The sequence below is a fragment of the Sporolactobacillus sp. KGMB 08714 genome, from assembly GCF_036598985.1.
Lineage (GTDB): Bacteria > Bacillota > Bacilli > Bacillales > Sporolactobacillaceae > Sporolactobacillus.
In genome coordinates, this window is record NZ_JAUUBW010000001.1 from 208,730 (window position 1) to 225,131 (window position 16,402).

12 protein-coding genes are annotated in these 16,402 nt (G+C 49.5%); 8 read left to right on the forward strand and 4 right to left on the reverse strand.

All coding sequences use genetic code 11. From position 1 onward, the window contains the following. The first annotated feature begins 5 nt into the window (after positions 1–5). Together Q6A92_RS00980 and Q6A92_RS00985 are read left to right on the forward strand one after the other, a co-directional pair. Positions 6–2,024 (forward strand): DUF4118 domain-containing protein, encoded by a 2,019-nt coding sequence (locus Q6A92_RS00980; protein ID WP_332236743.1) that lies wholly within the window; start codon positions 6–8, stop codon positions 2,022–2,024. Positions 2,025–2,054: 30 nt separating this feature from the next. Continuing rightward, the gene (locus Q6A92_RS00985) at positions 2,055–2,756 is read left to right on the forward strand and encodes a response regulator (protein WP_443029670.1); all 702 of its coding nucleotides are present in this window, start codon (positions 2,055–2,057) and stop codon (positions 2,754–2,756) included. Between the two features lie 325 nt (positions 2,757–3,081). On the opposite strand, the gene Q6A92_RS00990 is transcribed toward Q6A92_RS00985, so the two are convergent. After that, positions 3,082–3,747 carry a hypothetical protein gene (locus Q6A92_RS00990; RefSeq protein ID WP_332236744.1) on the reverse strand — a complete coding sequence of 222 codons (666 nt, stop codon included), beginning with the start codon at positions 3,745–3,747 and terminating at the stop codon, positions 3,082–3,084. 546 nt (positions 3,748–4,293) lie between these two features. Here Q6A92_RS00990 and Q6A92_RS00995 point away from each other — a divergent pair. The 5 genes from Q6A92_RS00995 to Q6A92_RS01015 all read left to right on the forward strand — a co-directional run bounded on the left by Q6A92_RS00995 (position 4,294) and on the right by Q6A92_RS01015 (position 12,263). Beyond that, on the forward strand, positions 4,294–5,883 hold the full coding sequence (locus tag Q6A92_RS00995; RefSeq protein WP_332236745.1) for a long-chain-fatty-acid--CoA ligase: 1,590 nt from the start codon (positions 4,294–4,296) through the stop codon (positions 5,881–5,883). 69 nt (positions 5,884–5,952) lie between these two features. Further along, a complete protein-coding gene (locus Q6A92_RS01000; RefSeq protein ID WP_332236746.1) occupies positions 5,953–8,430 on the forward strand; it encodes a 3-hydroxyacyl-CoA dehydrogenase/enoyl-CoA hydratase family protein in 2,478 nt (825 codons plus the stop codon). A gap of 32 nt (positions 8,431–8,462) precedes the next feature. Next, positions 8,463–9,647 (forward strand): acetyl-CoA C-acyltransferase, encoded by a 1,185-nt coding sequence (locus tag Q6A92_RS01005; protein WP_332236747.1) that lies wholly within the window; start codon positions 8,463–8,465, stop codon positions 9,645–9,647. Positions 9,648–9,710: 63 nt separating this feature from the next. Further along, the gene (locus Q6A92_RS01010; protein ID WP_332236749.1) at positions 9,711–11,489 is read left to right on the forward strand and encodes an acyl-CoA dehydrogenase family protein; all 1,779 of its coding nucleotides are present in this window, start codon (positions 9,711–9,713) and stop codon (positions 11,487–11,489) included. Between the two features lie 306 nt (positions 11,490–11,795). Then, positions 11,796–12,263: a disulfide oxidoreductase gene (locus tag Q6A92_RS01015; RefSeq protein ID WP_274400157.1), complete on the forward strand. Its 468-nt coding sequence runs from the start codon at positions 11,796–11,798 to the stop codon at positions 12,261–12,263. Positions 12,264–12,466: 203 nt separating this feature from the next. Here Q6A92_RS01015 and Q6A92_RS01020 read toward each other — a convergent pair whose 3' ends face one another. Beyond that, complete coding sequence (locus Q6A92_RS01020; protein WP_332236750.1) at positions 12,467–13,381, reverse strand: AraC family transcriptional regulator; 915 nt, start codon at positions 13,379–13,381, stop codon at positions 12,467–12,469. A 158-nt stretch (positions 13,382–13,539) separates the two neighbouring features. On the opposite strand from Q6A92_RS01020, the gene Q6A92_RS01025 reads away from it, so the two are divergent. Continuing rightward, positions 13,540–14,484 (forward strand): DMT family transporter, encoded by a 945-nt coding sequence (locus Q6A92_RS01025; protein WP_332236751.1) that lies wholly within the window; start codon positions 13,540–13,542, stop codon positions 14,482–14,484. Between the two features lie 537 nt (positions 14,485–15,021). On the opposite strand, the gene Q6A92_RS01030 is transcribed toward Q6A92_RS01025, so the two are convergent. After that, on the reverse strand, positions 15,022–15,669 hold the full coding sequence (locus Q6A92_RS01030) for a peroxiredoxin-like family protein (protein WP_332236752.1): 648 nt from the start codon (positions 15,667–15,669) through the stop codon (positions 15,022–15,024). A gap of 95 nt (positions 15,670–15,764) precedes the next feature. After that, positions 15,765–16,274 (reverse strand): DUF6141 family protein, encoded by a 510-nt coding sequence (locus Q6A92_RS01035; protein ID WP_332236753.1) that lies wholly within the window; start codon positions 16,272–16,274, stop codon positions 15,765–15,767. Between the last annotated feature and the right edge of the window lie 128 nt (positions 16,275–16,402).

Sequence of the window (16,402 nt, forward strand, 5' to 3'; positions counted from 1 at the left end):
TGAAAATGGCTCAAAAAAGGCGGCAGTCGGGGAATGCACGAATCGATAAAGAAACGAAGGCAGGTGAAGAACAAATGGAAGGCCGAAATACGGCCGGGGGGAAAATGATGGTTTGCGTCAGCGGCAGTCCTTTTTCCAGAGAATTGATCCGGTCGGCGCGGCAGATGGCCGTTGATTTAAAAATAAAGTGGATCGCCCTGTATGTAGATACCCCGCAAAGGGTGCCGAAAACAATGAAGGATCGTATGGAAATATCCAGGAATCTACGGACCGCCGAGAACCTGGGCGCCGAAACGTTTACAGTTTCCGGAACCCGAATATCCGACGAAATTATCTCTTTTGCGAGGAAACACGATGTCCGGCATATTGTGATCGGCAAACCGAAATATTCGAGAATCATGGAATGGGTGCGTCCTTCTGTCGTTGATCAAGTCATTCGAAAAGGAGAGGACATAACGTTCCATGTGATCCCGGGACGGCGGGAAAGCCGGACAGACTCGATCAATTATATCTTTCCGGAGCATTCCGCTGAATGGACACCCTATTTGATTTTAACGGGCATGATCATCGTGCTGACTTTGCTGCTGCGGCTGATCGGATCGGCCAATGATCTCGTCAACGTCGCTCTTTTATTTTTATTGCCCGTTCTGGTAGGATCCACGCGATGGGGCATGGGGCCGGGAGTTTATGCTTCATTGGTCAGCATGCTTTCTTTTGATTTTTTCTTCGTCCCGCCTGTTCAGAGCTTTACGGTCGCGGACCTGCGTTATCTGCTTTCATTTGCCGTCTTCCTGATTGTTGCGATGCTGACGGCAAGCTTATCGTCGAAATTGAGAAATCAGCTGAAAGAAGCCAGGGAAAATGAAAAAATGACTCTGACTCTGTATACACTGAGCCGTGAGATGACGGTTGTCGATGAATTGAAATCGACGCTTCATCGCATCGTTTTGCAGATAGCGGATAAGATCGGTTTTCAGGCGGCCATCTATTTACCCGATAAAAGCGATGAACTGGACATGGCGGCCTGTTCGGACACGGCCGACTGGGCAAAGCTGAAAGGGAGCGATTTCATCGCCAAGTGGGTGTACCGCCATGGGGAAATGGCCGGCCGCGGCACACAAACGCTGGGCGAATCTTCCGGCTTATTTTTACCGCTGCGGACGGAAGACCAGGTCCACGGTGTTTTTGTGATTCATTACGGAGATTTTCCCTTCCCCGGTTCTTCGCTGGAACACAAAAAAATGGTCGAAGCAATCGCCGATCTGGTTGCGACGGCCGTTGCGCGCATTAAACTGCAGGAGGAGGCGAAGAAAGCGCAGCTGGCCGCAGAGTCGGAGAAGCTGCGCACCATTCTTCTCGATTCGATTTCTCATGAGCTGCGGACGCCGCTTTCAACTATCACCGGCTCGGTCACGGCTCTGTCCGATCCGGATGAAGTTTTCACTCCGGAGGACAGACGGGAGCTGCTGGCGACGATACGCCAGGGCGCCGCGAGAATGAACCGGCTGATTACAAATTTACTCGGCATGGTCCGTCTGGAAAGCGGTATGCTTCATTTAAACCGCCATTGGTGCGACCTGGAAGATATCATAGGCGTTTCAATCCGGCAGATCGAAGATTCTCTTGAAAATCGTGAATTGAAGGTGGAAATCAACGAATCGCTGCCGCCTGTGCAGGTTGATGAACTGTTAATTGAACAGATGCTGGTCAATATACTGAGCAATGCAGTTAAATATTCTGCCGCCGACAGCCGGATCAGTCTTTCAGCCTATCAAAAAGGTGATACTATTGAAATTAGTGTTAAAGATCAGGGCATCGGCGTTCCGCTCAACGAGCTGGATCATATTTTTGATAAATTTTACCGGCTGAAAACGGATGCGCACGTCCCGGGGACCGGGCTCGGGTTAGCCATTGCCAGGGGAATCATAAAGGCTCACGGCGGGAACATCCGGGCGAAGCAGAATCCTGATCGGGGCATCACCGTCTTCATCAGCCTTCCTGCGGAAGACGTCAATGAAAAATGAGGCGGGGACGATTGCAAACGGAGGTGTCGACTGTTGACGGACAGTTCAGGAGCAAGATTATTAATTATTGACGATGAAGCACAGATACGCAAATTATTGAGTGTCGCGCTGCGCGCCTACCATTTTGAAATTTTTGAAGCAGCAAACGGCGAGGAGGGCATCCGCCAGGCTTCGACAGTCCGTCCGGATCTCATCGTGCTCGATTTGGGATTGCCGGACGGCTCGGGTATCGGCGTATTAAAGACGATTCGTGAATGGTCGCAGATCCCCGTGATCATTCTGACGGTCAAAGAACGCGAAGAGGATAAGATTCTGGCTCTGGAAAGCGGAGCCGACGATTATGTAACCAAACCGTTCGGCATGGGCGAGCTTATTGCCAGGATCAAGGTCGCCTTAAGACATACGGCTAAAACGGAAGAAAAACCGGTGCTCGATTTCGGACGCCTGGTGATCGATCTGTCCCGCCGGATGGTCTGGGTCGACAAGAAATCAGTCAAATTCACGCCCACAGAATATGAGCTGCTCAGGCTGCTGGCCACACATGCCGGACGTGTCATGACACATCGCCAGCTGCTTAAGCAGGTCTGGGGCGGACAGCTGATCAATACCGACAGCAACTATCTTCGTGTCTACATCGGGCATATACGCAAGAAAATAGAAGAAAATCCGACAAAACCCAAAGTGATCATCACGGAACCGGGAGTCGGCTATCGATTTGTGGAAAACACATGAGGCAGATGAAAAATTAAAATCACGGGTATCGCCTCAACTCATATATCCAGTCGAAACAAGGCGTGAATGCATTAGGTTTGCAGGGGCGGCAGTCTATTCCCCCGAATGTTCCTGCGGAGGCGATGTATTCCGCTGAAAAGGGAGCTATCCTGCGCGGACAAGCGTTAAATGACGGAAACACCCGATCCTTCTCTTCGGTCCGCCACGTATCCCCGTAGGTTGTGGTGAAAATCGCCGCTTATCATCAGCAAAGTGCAAAATATCAAAAGTAACCGGCAGAAAATCGTCAGTAACGACCAAATAATCGACAGTAAACGGACTAGAATCAATAAATGAGAATAATCAGAGCATAGAGATCATCTCTGACTGATGGACCAACCGCGCCCGGGAGTTTATCGGTCATTATGCCGGTTTTATCGGTCATTGCCGGGAGTTTATCGGTCATTATGCCGGTTTTATCGGTCATTGCCGGGAGTCTATCGGTCATTATGCCGGATTTATCGATCACCGGGAGTTTATCGATCATTATGCCGGATTTATCGGTCGTTGCCGGGAGTTTATCGGTCGTCGTGCCGGTTTTATCGATCGTTGCCGGGAGTTTATCGGTCATTATGCCGGTTTTATCGGTCGTTGCCGGGAGTTTATCGGTCGTTGCCGGGAGTTGATCGGTCATTATGCTGGATTTATCGGTCGTTGCCGGGAGTTGATCGGTCATTATGCCGGATTTATCGGCCGTTGCCGGGAGTTGATCGGTCATTATGCCGGATTTATCGGTCGTTGTGCGTGATTGATCGGCCGTTGCGTACGGCTTATCGGCCGTTCGGAGCAGTTTATCGGTCGCGGAAACACTCTCCGTCTTTCGAGCGATCGATGGTTTCAGGAGAAGGCGGCCATCAATTGACGGTACAGCGGAAAATGAGCCGAAGGGAAACTTGTAATTAAAAATGCCGGCCCAGGAAATCCGTCTGACAACAGTGTTTAGATAGAACATGCGAGAAAGGATGACCGCTAAAATGTGAATTTTTCTTGACAAATTGATGGTTTGCTTTTAGACTGTGGAAGCAAGTTGTTTTGTTGTTCGAGTGAAAGCCTTTCCCTTTCATCGTGTGTTCAAAGAAAGCTCGGATTTATTTTTTTAGCGGATCCGCCCGCCGGATCGCCGACTCATCATGAATTCCAATCCAATAATCTCCAGCAATCAGACTGACAACCCTTCAGATCAGAATATCTTCCAGCATTCGCAGACCGGATAACAGTTAAAAAAATAGATGGTTGTCTTCATTATCCGGAAAATTCACTCCATCAATGTTAATTGTTTATGAGCCGCAAAATAAACGTCAGGTAAAAAAAAGTCGGGAAAATGTAAGCGTTTACCAAACTGCTGTTTCTTTTATTGTCAGAAACAGAATCAGCCGGTCACGGCAGCGGAAATATTGAAAACGATTTTTTTGAGGCGGGGGAAGGCAGAAAACTCAATGACCCTTAATAATCCGAATGTGAACGTTCTGTTGAACGAAGAATGACTGGAGGGACTTTCATGAAACACCGTATGTTTATTCCGGATTTTTTGAAGCGGGCGGTCACGTATTATCCGGATAAAACGGCCGTGGTAGACGGAGAGATCCGATTAACGTATCGCCAGCTGGGCGAACGGGTGAACCGGCTGTCCAATATGCTTATTGATCTCGGCATTAAGAAAGGGGATCGTGTCGCCTATCTTGCGCCCAACACCCTGCAGAAGCTTGAGGGGATGTTTGGCGTGACACAGGTCGGTGCGGCGACCGTTCCGCTGAATATCCGCCTGATTCCTTCTGCATATGCCTACATCATTAATCACAGCGGTGCCAAAATTCTAATGGCGGATGCGGAGCTGGCGCCTCTTGTTGAACCGGTGAGAAAGGAACTGGGCTGCGTTGACCATTTTATTCTGCTCCCCTCTCCTGACTGTGAAGAGAGAGAAGGCTGGATCAGTTACGAAAAATTGCTTGAAAAGTATTCGGCCGAGACGCCGCCGATTCCGGAAATGGATGAAATGGATCTGGCCAGCATCCTTTACACAAGCGGAACGACGGGCCTTCCGAAAGGAGCAATGCATTCTCACAGAAGCCTGTACTTTAACGCAATAAACGGCCTGATTCATGTCCGGGTCACGGACCGCGATGTTTTGCTGCATATCCTTCCTTTATTTCACGTGAACGGCTGGGGCACGCCTTTTATGATTACAAGTATGGGCGGGACGCATGTGATGCTCCGAAAGATCGACCCCGCTCACATTTTTGAACTGATCGAGCGGGAGAAAGTCAGTCTGGCGTGCATGGCGCCGACGGTCGTTAATATGCTGCTCCATGAACCGAAAGCGAAAACAGCGCGGATCAGCCATCATTTAAGAGCCATTGTCGCCGGTGCGGCCCCGCCTCCGTCTTATATTGAAAAGGTGGAAGACTTATTGAACTGGGAGTTTATCCAGGGATACGGGGCGACGGAGACAGCGCCCCTTGTGCTGCTCACTCAATTCAAATCCCATATGGATCCGAGTATTGAAAACGTGCGCCGTATCAAGGCCAAAGCCGGTATGTGCCTGATGAACGTGGATGTCAGAGTAGTTGATGACGCAGGGCGCGATGTCTCCCATGACGGGAAACAGATCGGCGAGCTGATCGTCAGAGGCAACAACGTAATGGAAGGTTACTGGCGGCAGCAGGAAGAAACGGATCGGGTGATCAAAGACGGATGGTACTATAGCGGCGATATGGCGACGATTGATGAGGAAGGGTATGTCGATATTGTCGACCGCAAAAAAGATATTATTATCAGCGGAGGCGAAAATATTTCTTCGATCGAAATAGAAGGCGTCATGGCCCGGCATCCTGCCGTTCTTGAGGCAGCGGTCATCGCCGTTCCCGATGATAAATGGGGAGAAGTGCCGCATGCTGTCTGTATCCCGAAAGAGGGCCGAAACGTGTCGGAAGAGGAACTAATTGCCTTTTGCCGGAATCATCTGCCCTCTTTTAAATCGCCGAAATCCTGCTCCTTTGTAAAAAGTTTTCCAAGGACGGCAACAGGAAAGGTACGCAAAATGGAACTGCGTGAGCCGTTCTGGGCGGATAAGAAAAAAAAGGTGAATTAACAGTTACAAGCCGGCGTACGTTAAGCTGACGGTGAAAAATAAAAATAGTAAGGAACGGGAGGAGAGTTCATGAGCCGAATGATACGCAGAGCGGCGGTGATCGGATCGGGGGTCATGGGTTCGGGAATCGCCGCCCATTTAGCGAATTCGGGAATCGCCTGTCTGCTGCTGGACATTGTTCCGGAGACGCTGACAGCCGAAGAAGCGGCAAGAGGTTTGAATCTGACGGATACGAAAGTACGGAATCGCCTGGCCGTTTCGGCTGTTGCCGGATTAAGAAAAACCCATCCGGCGCCTTTATATGACAGCGCTTTCTCTGAACTGATTACCGCGGGGAACATTGAAGACAATCTGGAACAGCTGAAAGAAGTCGACTGGATTATCGAAGTGGTTGTGGAGGATCTGGCGGTCAAAAGAAGCCTGCTTGAGAAGATCGAAAGCAACTGGCAGGAGGGGACGATCGTCAGTTCCAATACATCGGGGATTTCCATTAATGAAATGGTTCGGGGAAGGAGCAAGGCTTTTAAAAGGCATTTTCTGGGCACCCATTTCTTTAATCCTCCGCGCTATCTGAAATTGCTGGAAATCATTCCGGGAGAAGAAACGGATCCCGCCATTGTCGACTTCATGTCTTCTTTTTGCAATAAGGCGCTGGGGAAGGGTGTTGTCAAGACTAAGGATACGCCGAACTTTATCGGCAATCGCATCGGAACGTACGGCCTGCTTGTGACATTGCAGGAGATGCGGGAAGCGGGCTGCAGCGTCGATGAAGTGGATGCCGTAACAGGTCCGGCATTGGGCCGCCCCAAAAGCGCCACCCTCCGGACACTCGATGTAGTCGGCCTCGATACTTTTGTGCATGTTGCCCAGAATGTACACGATCATGTTGCCGACGAAGGAGAGAAAGCCGTTTTTAACGTTCCAGAGTACGTGCGGGAAATGGTCGCCCGCGGTTGGAACGGCGCTAAAAGAGGGCAGGGTTTCTATAAAAGCATCCCGACAAAGAGGGGAAAAGAGATCCTGGCTCTGGACATCGATTCCATGGAATATCAACCGCGGCGGAAGATTGACTCCGAGACTCTGGCGAGGGCCGGAAAAATCAGAGAAGCCGGGGAAAGAATCCGGACTTTAATTAATGGGGAAGACCGGTACGCGAGGCTTGCCTGGAATGCAACTAAAAAAGTGCTGCTTTACTCGGCGGAAAAGCTGGATGAGATCTCGGATTCTATTGTCGAAATCGACCGGGCGATGAAATGGGGATTCAACTGGGAACTGGGCCCTTTCGAAATCTGGGATGCTATTGGACTTGAAGCGTCCGTATCACGTATGGAAGCGGAAGGACTCGCGATACCCGAATGGGTGAAACAATGGATCACCGCGGGCAATCACTCATTTTACAAATGGCAGAACGGGCGAATCTATCATTTCCAGGCCGTTGCCGATGCGCCTGCCGTTCAGCACGGCGATCGATCGGAAGCATACAGCTCAGATGTTGGAACACACTCGCGGAGACAGCGCTACGCGGTGCTTGAGCAAGATCCGGAATCTATCTCGCTCCGGTCTTTGAAGGAACGGAATCCGGCCGTCCTGTCCAACCGGGATGCGAGCCTGATCGACCTTGGAGCCGGCGTCGCCTGCCTGGAATTTCATTCGCCGAACAACGCGATCGGCGACGGGATCATCGAAATGATCGAGAAAAGCATGGAGGAGGTCAGACGCGGTTTCAAAGGACTCGTGATCGCCAATGAAGGAAAAAATTTCTGTGTCGGGGCCGACCTCAAACTGCTGCTCGGCAGTGCGGAGAAAAAAGATTGGCCGGCCATCGACAAAATGATTCAAGCTCTTCAGAGTACACTGCTGCGATTAAAATATTTTGAAAAACCAGTAGTCGCCGCGCCGCATCAGATGACACTCGGCGGGGGTGTTGAAATCTGTCTCGCTGCGGATCAGGTCAATCCGGCAGCCGAGACGTACGCCGGTCTGGTCGAAACGGGGGTCGGCCTCATCCCAGCCGGAGGAGGCTGCAAGGAGATGGCTGCCCGCGCCGCAGCAGTCATTAAAGGCTATCCGGAGGCCGATCTGCAGCCGTTTATAAACAGGCCGTTTGAAATGATCGGAGCGGCAAAAGTATCGGCCAGCGCCTATGAAGCGAAAAATCTCGGATGGCTGAGAAAAAGCGATCGCGTGATTGCAAACAGAGATCACTTGGTTTATGAGGCCAAGAAAACGGTTTTATCTCTGGATGCCCTCGGTTATGCAGCGCCCAGGGAAGAAAAGATCAAAGTCGTCGGCGAAAACGGGAAAGCCTTGCTGCTTCTGGGCGCCGACCACTTGCGCAGGAGCGGCTATATCAGCGATTATGACCGGACCATTACCGGCAAGCTGGCTCACATTCTTTCAGGCGGAAATGTTCCGCCCGGCGCCTCGGTGACGGAACAATATTTGCTCGATCTGGAGAGGGAGGCATTTCTCAGCTTGTGCGGCGAAACAAAAACACAGGATCGGATTCGCCATATGCTCGTCCGCGGCAAGCCGCTGCGAAACTGACGATTCACGATGAAATGAAAGAGGTGGAGAGAATGAATGAAGCCGTCATTGTCGCGGCGGCCCGCACGCCTGTGGGCAAAGCGAAAAAAGGAAGTCTGGCGCAGACAAGGCCGGAAGACCTTGGCCGGACGGTTCTGGACGCCGTGATCGAACGTGCACCCGGACTGCAGAAGAAGGACGTCGAGGATATTGTCCTCGGCTGCGCCATGCCGGAAGGACCGCAGGGACTGAATGTTGCCCGCATCATCTCGCTCTACGCCGGCTATCCGGAATCTGTTCCGGCGCTGACCGTCAACCGTTTCTGCTCCTCGGGGCTGCAGGCCATTGCGTTTGCCGCCGAACGGATTATGCTCGGCCATTCGGATATCGTCGTGGCCGGCGGCGTGGAGAGCATGAGCCACGTTCCGATGGCCGGCTTCCGGCCGTCGCCCCACTTGAGAATTGAGGAAGAGATGCCTCAAATATACATCAGTATGGGCCATACGGCGGAAAATGTAGCGGAGCGCTTCGGGGTCAGCCGCGAGGATCAGGATCGGTTTGCCGCTTCCAGCCACAGAAAGGCCGCCGCCGCCCTCAGGGACGGGAAATTCAAGGAAGAAATTGCACCTGTCCATACTCAGTTAAAAGGAATTGATGAAAATGGGAGCCCATGGCATAAGGCCTTCACATTCAGCGAAGATGAAGGAGTGCGGCCGGACACTTCTGCAGAAAAACTGGCGAATCTGCGGCCTTCCTTTTCAATTTCGGGTTCGGTGACTGCCGGTAATTCATCACAAATGAGCGACGGCGCCGCCGCCGCAGTCGTCATGAGCAAAGAAAAAGCCGAGGCCCTGGACCTGAGCCCGCTCGCTACGTTCCGTTCGTTTGCGGTTGCCGGCGTGGAGCCGGAAATTATGGGCATCGGTCCGATCAAAGCTATTCCTAAAGCACTGAAAATAGCCGGCCTGGCTTTGAAAGACATCGACCTGTTCGAAATCAATGAGGCGTTTGCTTCTCAATGCCTGCAGGTCATTCGCGAATTGCAGCTCGACGAGGAAAAGGTCAATGTAAACGGCGGCGCGATTGCCCTGGGCCATCCGCTCGGCTGTACGGGCGCCAAACTGACCTCCAGCTTGATCTATGAGCTGAGACGGCGCGGCGGCGGAATCGGCGTGGTCTCAATGTGTATCGGCGGCGGAATGGGTGCGGCCGGTGTTTTTGAAGTGCACGCTTCCTGATACGTCAAACCGTTTACCGCTGCGTCAGACTTGCCGTTCAAAAAATGAAGGGAGAGTTGGAAGATGGTTTTGAAAAGCGAAGGAACAGGCGCCCGTTTTTTAATAGAAGAAACGGGCACGGCCGATGTGCTGACGCCTGAAGATTTTTCGGAAGAACAGCGCATGTTTGCGGAAACAACGCGGAATTTCGTGGAGAAATCGGTCATTCCGAACGACAAACAGATTGAAAGTCTCGATTATGATCTGACCGTAAAATTGCTGCGTCAGGCAGGGGCGCTCGGCCTGCTCGGTGCGGATGTACCAGAATCTTTCGGCGGTTTGGGAGTGGATAAAGTCAGCTCGACTTTAATCACCGAATCACTGGTCCGGAGCTCCTCTTTTTCCTTATCCGCTTCGGCGCATTCAGGGATCGGAACGCTGCCCACTGTTTTCTTCGGAAACAGACAGCAAAAGGAAAAATACCTGCCCGGATTAGCAAACGGTACGAAACTGGCGGCCTACTGTCTGACGGAACCGTCTTCGGGTTCGGACTCTCTCAGCGCAAAAACGACAGCAAAACTTTCCGAAGACGGCAAGTATTATCTCCTGAACGGACAAAAGCAGTTTATCACAAACGCAGGATTCGCCGATCTTTTTACCGTCTACGCCAAAATCGACGGAAAGGATTTTTCGGCTTTTCTCGTTGAACGGACGATGGAAGGCGTCAGCCTCGGCCCGGAAGAAAAGAAGATGGGAATCAAAGGTTCTTCAACCCGGCCGGTCATTTTGGAAGACGTCAGGGTGCCTGTCGAAAACCTGCTCGGCGAACCGGGCAGGGGGCACATTATTGCCTTCAATATCCTGAATATCGGCCGCTTCAAACTGGCCGCCGGGGCGCTTGGCGCCTCGAAGGAAGCCATCAGACTTGCGGCCAAATTCGCCAATGAGCGCAAACAGTTTCGGCAGCCGATTGCCGCTTTCCCGATCATCCGCCAGAAGCTTGCCGACATGAACACAAAGGCTTATGCGCTGGAGAGCATGGTTTACCGTACGGCCGGACTGATTGATCAATCGTTGAAGGATCTGGATTACAGCAGTCCGGACGCGGGTCTGAAGTCGGCCAGGGGGATGTCCGAATATGCGATCGAATGCTCTATCAACAAAGTATTCGGTTCCGAAGCTCTGGATTTTATTGCCGATGAAGGTCTGCAGATTCATGGCGGATACGGTTATACCCAGGATTATAAGATCGAACGCATTTACAGGGATTCGCGCATCAACCGCATTTTTGAAGGAACAAATGAGATTAATCGATTGCTGATTATCGGCACTCTCCTGAAGAAAGCGGAAAAGGGCGAACTGCCGCTGCTCAGAAAGCTGGGCACGCTGGAATCTGAAATTCACGAGCTGCTGCAGAAAAAAACGGGGAACGGCAGCGAAAAACCGGAAGCAGATCTTATATCTTCCGCGAAAAAAATCTTTTTATATGTTCTCGGGCTGGCCATAAGGAAGTACGACCGCCAATTGCAGCAGGAGCAGCAGGTGCTGGCCTGCCTTAGTGATATGATTATCCGGATTTATGCCATAGACAGCGTTTCTCTGCGTTCTCTGAAACGTCTTGAGAAGCTGGGAGAGGAAAAAGCGGGAAATGCGCTCGATATGATGCGTGTGTTCGTGAATGAAGGATTTGACAAGATAGGGGACCTTGCTAAAGAAACGCTGGTCCATATCGAAGAAGGGGATTCCTTGCTTCAGCGGCTGGCTGTTTTAGAAAAATTAACACACCGGCCACCGTTTGATTCTTTGACTGTAAAAAACCGTATCGGCAGACGGGTCGCCGAAAAAGAGGATTATCTCAATTAAAAAAGATACAGCCTGTCCGGAAGATTGTCAAGGCATAGAAACCCGGCGCGAAAGCGAGTATTCGCTTTCGCGCCGGGTTTCTAGCCATTTTAATCTGCGTCATCTATCATGAATCGGATTTTTCGATACATGAGAAGAAGGGTGTCACTTTGGATCATCTCTCCGAATCAGGCGTTCTCTTTACGTGCAAATTCAATAGAACATTGTAAAATGAAGATATCGATGCTGTACGAACGGGAGAAGATCGGATCGATTCACATTTCGGACGCCGATCAGATGGGATTTTTCATGGGGAGATGATTTTTTGTGATCAGAAAGTATTTATCTAATCGTTTGTTTTTGTTCTTCTCGTGGATGATCGCTGTCGCCGCCACTTTCGGAAGCTTATATTTCAGCGAAATCAGGCACTTTATTCCCTGCACGCTCTGCTGGTATCAAAGGATCCTGATGTATCCGCTCGTGATCATTCTCGGAATCGCTTTCTTTAGAAAAGATTTTTCAATCAGAAAGTATGTCCTGCCCATTTCGATCCTCGGCTTCATCATTGCCTCCTATCATTTTACGATTCAGCATTTTCCCAACCTGTATTATGTCCGGACCTGTTCACTTGCCGATCCGTGTACCAGCCAGGATTTCTCTGTCTTCGGGTTCGTTACGATTCCTTTTATGTCGGGAACCGCCTTCCTGTTGATTACGCTGTCTCTGCTCCTGCTAAAGACAGGATCCGCAAATGAAAAAGTGCTGGATGAAGAACGATCAAATGCAAAAGCCTGATTTTTTGTTTTCATGCTGAGAGCTGAGCTGAATGTAAGAAATCCGCCATGCGCAGTGGGTTTCCGTACGATCTGTTTCCGCTTTTTTGAAGGTGACCGGAGAATTGGAAACGAGAAGCGCCGTCTGTATAAAATCCATTGCACCCGCTTCCTTTTATGAGCAGAGCCGTATAGGATCCATCATCTGATCAGGTAAGGACGCTGTCACTGAACTATGGGTAAATTGACGTGCTGCACTCTGTATTCTCTCGGTGTACACGAAACTTGCCTCTTAAAACGCTCAATATAGTAACTTGTGCTTCCAAATCCTACAAAACCGGCAATCTCGCTGACCGTCAGATCGGTTGTCCGCAGCAGCTCGATGCTTTTGTTGATCCGGCAGTTTGCGATATAATCGAACACCGTGCATTTGACCGTCCGCTTAAAAAAGCGGCAGCATTCTCCTTTGCTGATGTGGACGATTGCCGCGATCTCCTGAAGTGTCATTTTTTCCATATAGTGTGTCTGTATATAGGACATGATTGTTTTTATTCTCTGCTGGTTGATCGGCTCATTCGCATTCGTATCCGCTTTCAGCTCATCCTGTTTAGAAATAAGCTGCCTCCAGACAGCCGCTAATAGGATACATATATCGAGTTCGTATCCATAATTCTTTTGCGTGTAAAGTCGATAAACTTCCTTTATTTTTGTCAGTATGATTTTCTGCCATTCCACTTGATCGTCTAATGTGACCGCTGAAAAGCCTTCAAGTTTCAGATAAGGTTTGACATACTTCTGTTCTATGGCACTGCCTTGAAAGAAGGAAAGCATTTTAACGGCAACGTCCAGGCAGATAAACGTGCTGTCGGGCGTTGATACCGGCTTTGACCTGTGCAGGCATCCGCTGTTGATAAAAATGCCCTGTCCTGCTTTTAAGACATATGTCTTTTGATTAACGCAAAACTCCATGTCTCCCTTCGTTACCAGTGAAAACTGAATTTCATCGTGCCAGTGCCAGTTGACGAACCCTAAGGCATTTTTATCGAGCTGATCCACATAAACAGCCATCGGGAATTCATAACTCCCGTGCAGGGTTGTTTCCCGGTGATTTTCGTCAATCAATATCTCTTTTTTCTGCATGCTATCGCCTCAGTCAATATAACACTATTATAGGTTAATATATTTGTAGAAAAAAACGTTATATATCAATATAATTGTATTATGTTTTCAACATTGAAGCAGAGTTTTTAATACGATAGTCAGAAAATATCACTTAGTTCGGTAAAGACGGGATGATCATGGCAAGACCGGAAACAAAAATTTTATACCGAGACGGCGGCTATTCCAGAGCCAGGGGCGTTGCCCTTGTCTTAACAGGGGCGATTCTCTGGGGCGTCTCCGGCACCGCCGCTCAATTTTTATTTCAGAATGCAAAAATAAATGTGGAGTGGCTGACCGTCTTTCGGCTACTGGCCTCAGGGCTCCTGCTTCTGGGGCTTTACTATAGGAAGGAAAAGGAAAGAATCTGGGGCATTTGGCAGGATAAAAGCGGAAGAGCCAGCATCATTCTGTTTGGGTTATTGGGAATGCCGGGTGTACAGTATACTTATTTTGCTGCGATTAAAAACAGCAATGCGGCGACGGCAACGGTTCTTCAAAGCCTGGGACCTGTGATCATTACTTGTTATCTGGCGTTTAATCTGAGAAGACTGCCCGGATTCAGAGAAATCATCGCTGTCGCTCTGGCGGTTCTCGGAACGTTCTTTTTAGTGACTCACGGCAGTATTCACCGGCTGTCGGTCTCCGGCTTAACTCTTTTTTGGGGCCTGTGTTCGGCTTTTGCTGCTGCTTTCTACACGCTCCAGCCTAGGAAGCTTCTTAGAAAATGGGGATCCGTCGTTGTTGTCGGCTGGGGCATGCTGATCGGAGGAGCGGGTTTAAGTTTTATTCATCCTCCCTGGCTGGTTGCCGGTGAATTTACCTTTCATTCAATCGTTTCTATTGCCTTTATCATTATTTTCGGGACACTGATCGCCTTCGTTTGCTATTTGGAAAGCCTGAGATATTTGAGTGCTTCCGAAACGAGTGTGCTCGCAACGGCTGAACCCTTGTCCGCTGCCCTGCTGTCGCTGATCTGGCTCCACGTTTCTTTCGGCTTTTATGATTATGTCGGAGCGCTTTTTGTAATGAGTACGATTTTCATTTTATCTATGAAAGGGAAGCATGCTTCCGCGAAGTCTTAAAAGCTATTCAGTCGAAGTTAGATAGCCGTTTCTGCCGCGTGTGCGTGTCAATAAAATTGCTGAGAGCGAATGATCGTGCACGGCACCCGGACTGTAAATAAAATCAATAGGGATAAAAGAAAGAACTAAATGGAAAGGAGGAACTTTTTAATCATGTTGATTCACCGGGTTCAATCTGGATTTTGGAGCGACCGCTCGGGTTCGGAGCGGCCTTGACCTGATTCGGAGCGACCGTTCGGCTTCGGCGCAGCTTGCTAAATTCGATCGGACGGTTGTGCAGATCCCGTTTACTGCGTAGTGGTTCCTTCCTTTTGTTATGGAGCAGTAAAGAACTTTTTCCCAACAAATCTATGCGTCAGTTATGAATGGCTGCTTATTTTTACGAAAGGCCGCTGATTCGTGCCGTTTCGGCACATCTTGGTTGTATTTATCGGTTCACACTTATAGTGTTTTGTTTGGAGCACTAGTTTAAAAATTCTGGTAAAAAATAGTCCCCCGACTCTTGATTTGGGGGAGACACGGATCCGTTTTGAATCGTTATTGCAGGGCTTTGATAATAGCGATGACTTCTTCCGGGTCTGTCCGCTTCTTATAGTCCGAATCGACATGGGAAAATACGATTGTTCCCTGTCGATTGACAACAAAAGTCGCCGGTTTCGGCAGTTCCCAGCTCTCGTTCCCGTTGTGGGCGGGCAGATCGATCCCGGATTTTTTGTAGAGTTCGATCAGTTCATCCGGCAGCTTAAAGAGCAGATCATACGCTCTGGCTATTTCTCCGCCCTCGTCGCTTAAAACAAAAAAATCCAGCTCGTCTTCTTCTTTGGTTGAAAGGGAAGCATCGGGTGTCTGAGGGCTGATGGCGATCAGTTCAGCACCCGCGTTCTTAATTTCAGGCAGCACCCGCTGGTAGGCTCTGAGTTCAAGATTGCAGTAAGGGCACCAGCCGCCGCGGTAGAATGATAGGATGACCGGGCCTTCGGCAAGCTGATCCGACAAAGAGACATCGCGGCCGGTTGCATCCGGCAGTGTAAAATCGGGGGCGTGATCACCCTTTTTCAGGCCTTTGGCAATGCCGGACTCCTCCAGTTCTTTGGTAGCCTGCGCATGAATCCGTTTCTTCTCCGGCGATGCCTTTCTGTCGGAAGAAGCCTTATATGCATTGATTTTATCGATTAACGAAGCCATTTCGGCACCCCCTGTTTATCAATATTCCTATTCTAATAAAAATCAGACCCGATTTCTATAAATGTGACTTGAGCGAAAATTTTCCCGAAAAATTTTTACCTAAACCTGACTTTGTCTATTGCCCTGTTAAGTGCTTCATCCTGATTTGTACCTATGACTATTTTTTCCCCTGTTGTCAGCCCAATCTCAATTCCTTTATTTCCCCCTAAATTATATACTTTCTCGCCCTGTAAGTTAACGCGGATGCCGATTCCTCCGAAGCGTGCAATCGTACTATAATGAACCGGATAGTAGTAGGCAATGGTTTCATAGGAAATTTTTTTGTAGTGCATGTTGAGAGGAAACAATCGAATATACAGGCCATCCATTCGTACTTCTATAGCGAATGTCAGCGTACATAGCAGGAGCGGCAATAAAATGCCGAGGAGCAGCCAATAAATAAACAGCCCGTGTGCAGACGTACTGCGGATTAAGCTGATATTAAAAAGATATTGCAGAAAATATGTAATCCAGGCAGAGGCAGCGATCAAAATAACCGGCCAAAAAAGGATCGGTGAATTCCAGAATCCCTGAAGCTCATGAAAAATAACAGCCTCTTTTTTCACATAATCAGCCCTTTACGATTTTCTGCCCTTTCCCAAAATAGTGTTTTGAAAAATTTTCTCCGGATCTATGCTTTCTGAGAATTCTATTGCAGGCCGTACTTCATGTAACATTCGCCATGTACCCATTT

Coding starts and splice junctions, on each gene's coding strand:
- Q6A92_RS01030 (WP_332236752.1), bottom strand. CDS start 15,669: ATGGCTTCGTTAATCGATAAAATCAATGCATATAAGGCTTCTTCCGAC.
- Q6A92_RS01025 (WP_332236751.1), top strand. CDS start 13,540: ATGGCAAGACCGGAAACAAAAATTTTATACCGAGACGGCGGCTATTCC.
- Q6A92_RS01010 (WP_332236749.1), top strand. CDS start 9,711: ATGGTTTTGAAAAGCGAAGGAACAGGCGCCCGTTTTTTAATAGAAGAA.
- Q6A92_RS00995 (WP_332236745.1), top strand. CDS start 4,294: ATGAAACACCGTATGTTTATTCCGGATTTTTTGAAGCGGGCGGTCACG.
- Q6A92_RS00990 (WP_332236744.1), bottom strand. CDS start 3,747: ATGTTCTATCTAAACACTGTTGTCAGACGGATTTCCTGGGCCGGCATT.
- Q6A92_RS01000 (WP_332236746.1), top strand. CDS start 5,953: ATGAGCCGAATGATACGCAGAGCGGCGGTGATCGGATCGGGGGTCATG.
- Q6A92_RS00980 (WP_332236743.1), top strand. CDS start 6: ATGGCTCAAAAAAGGCGGCAGTCGGGGAATGCACGAATCGATAAAGAA.
- Q6A92_RS01020 (WP_332236750.1), bottom strand. CDS start 13,381: ATGCAGAAAAAAGAGATATTGATTGACGAAAATCACCGGGAAACAACC.
- Q6A92_RS01005 (WP_332236747.1), top strand. CDS start 8,463: ATGAATGAAGCCGTCATTGTCGCGGCGGCCCGCACGCCTGTGGGCAAA.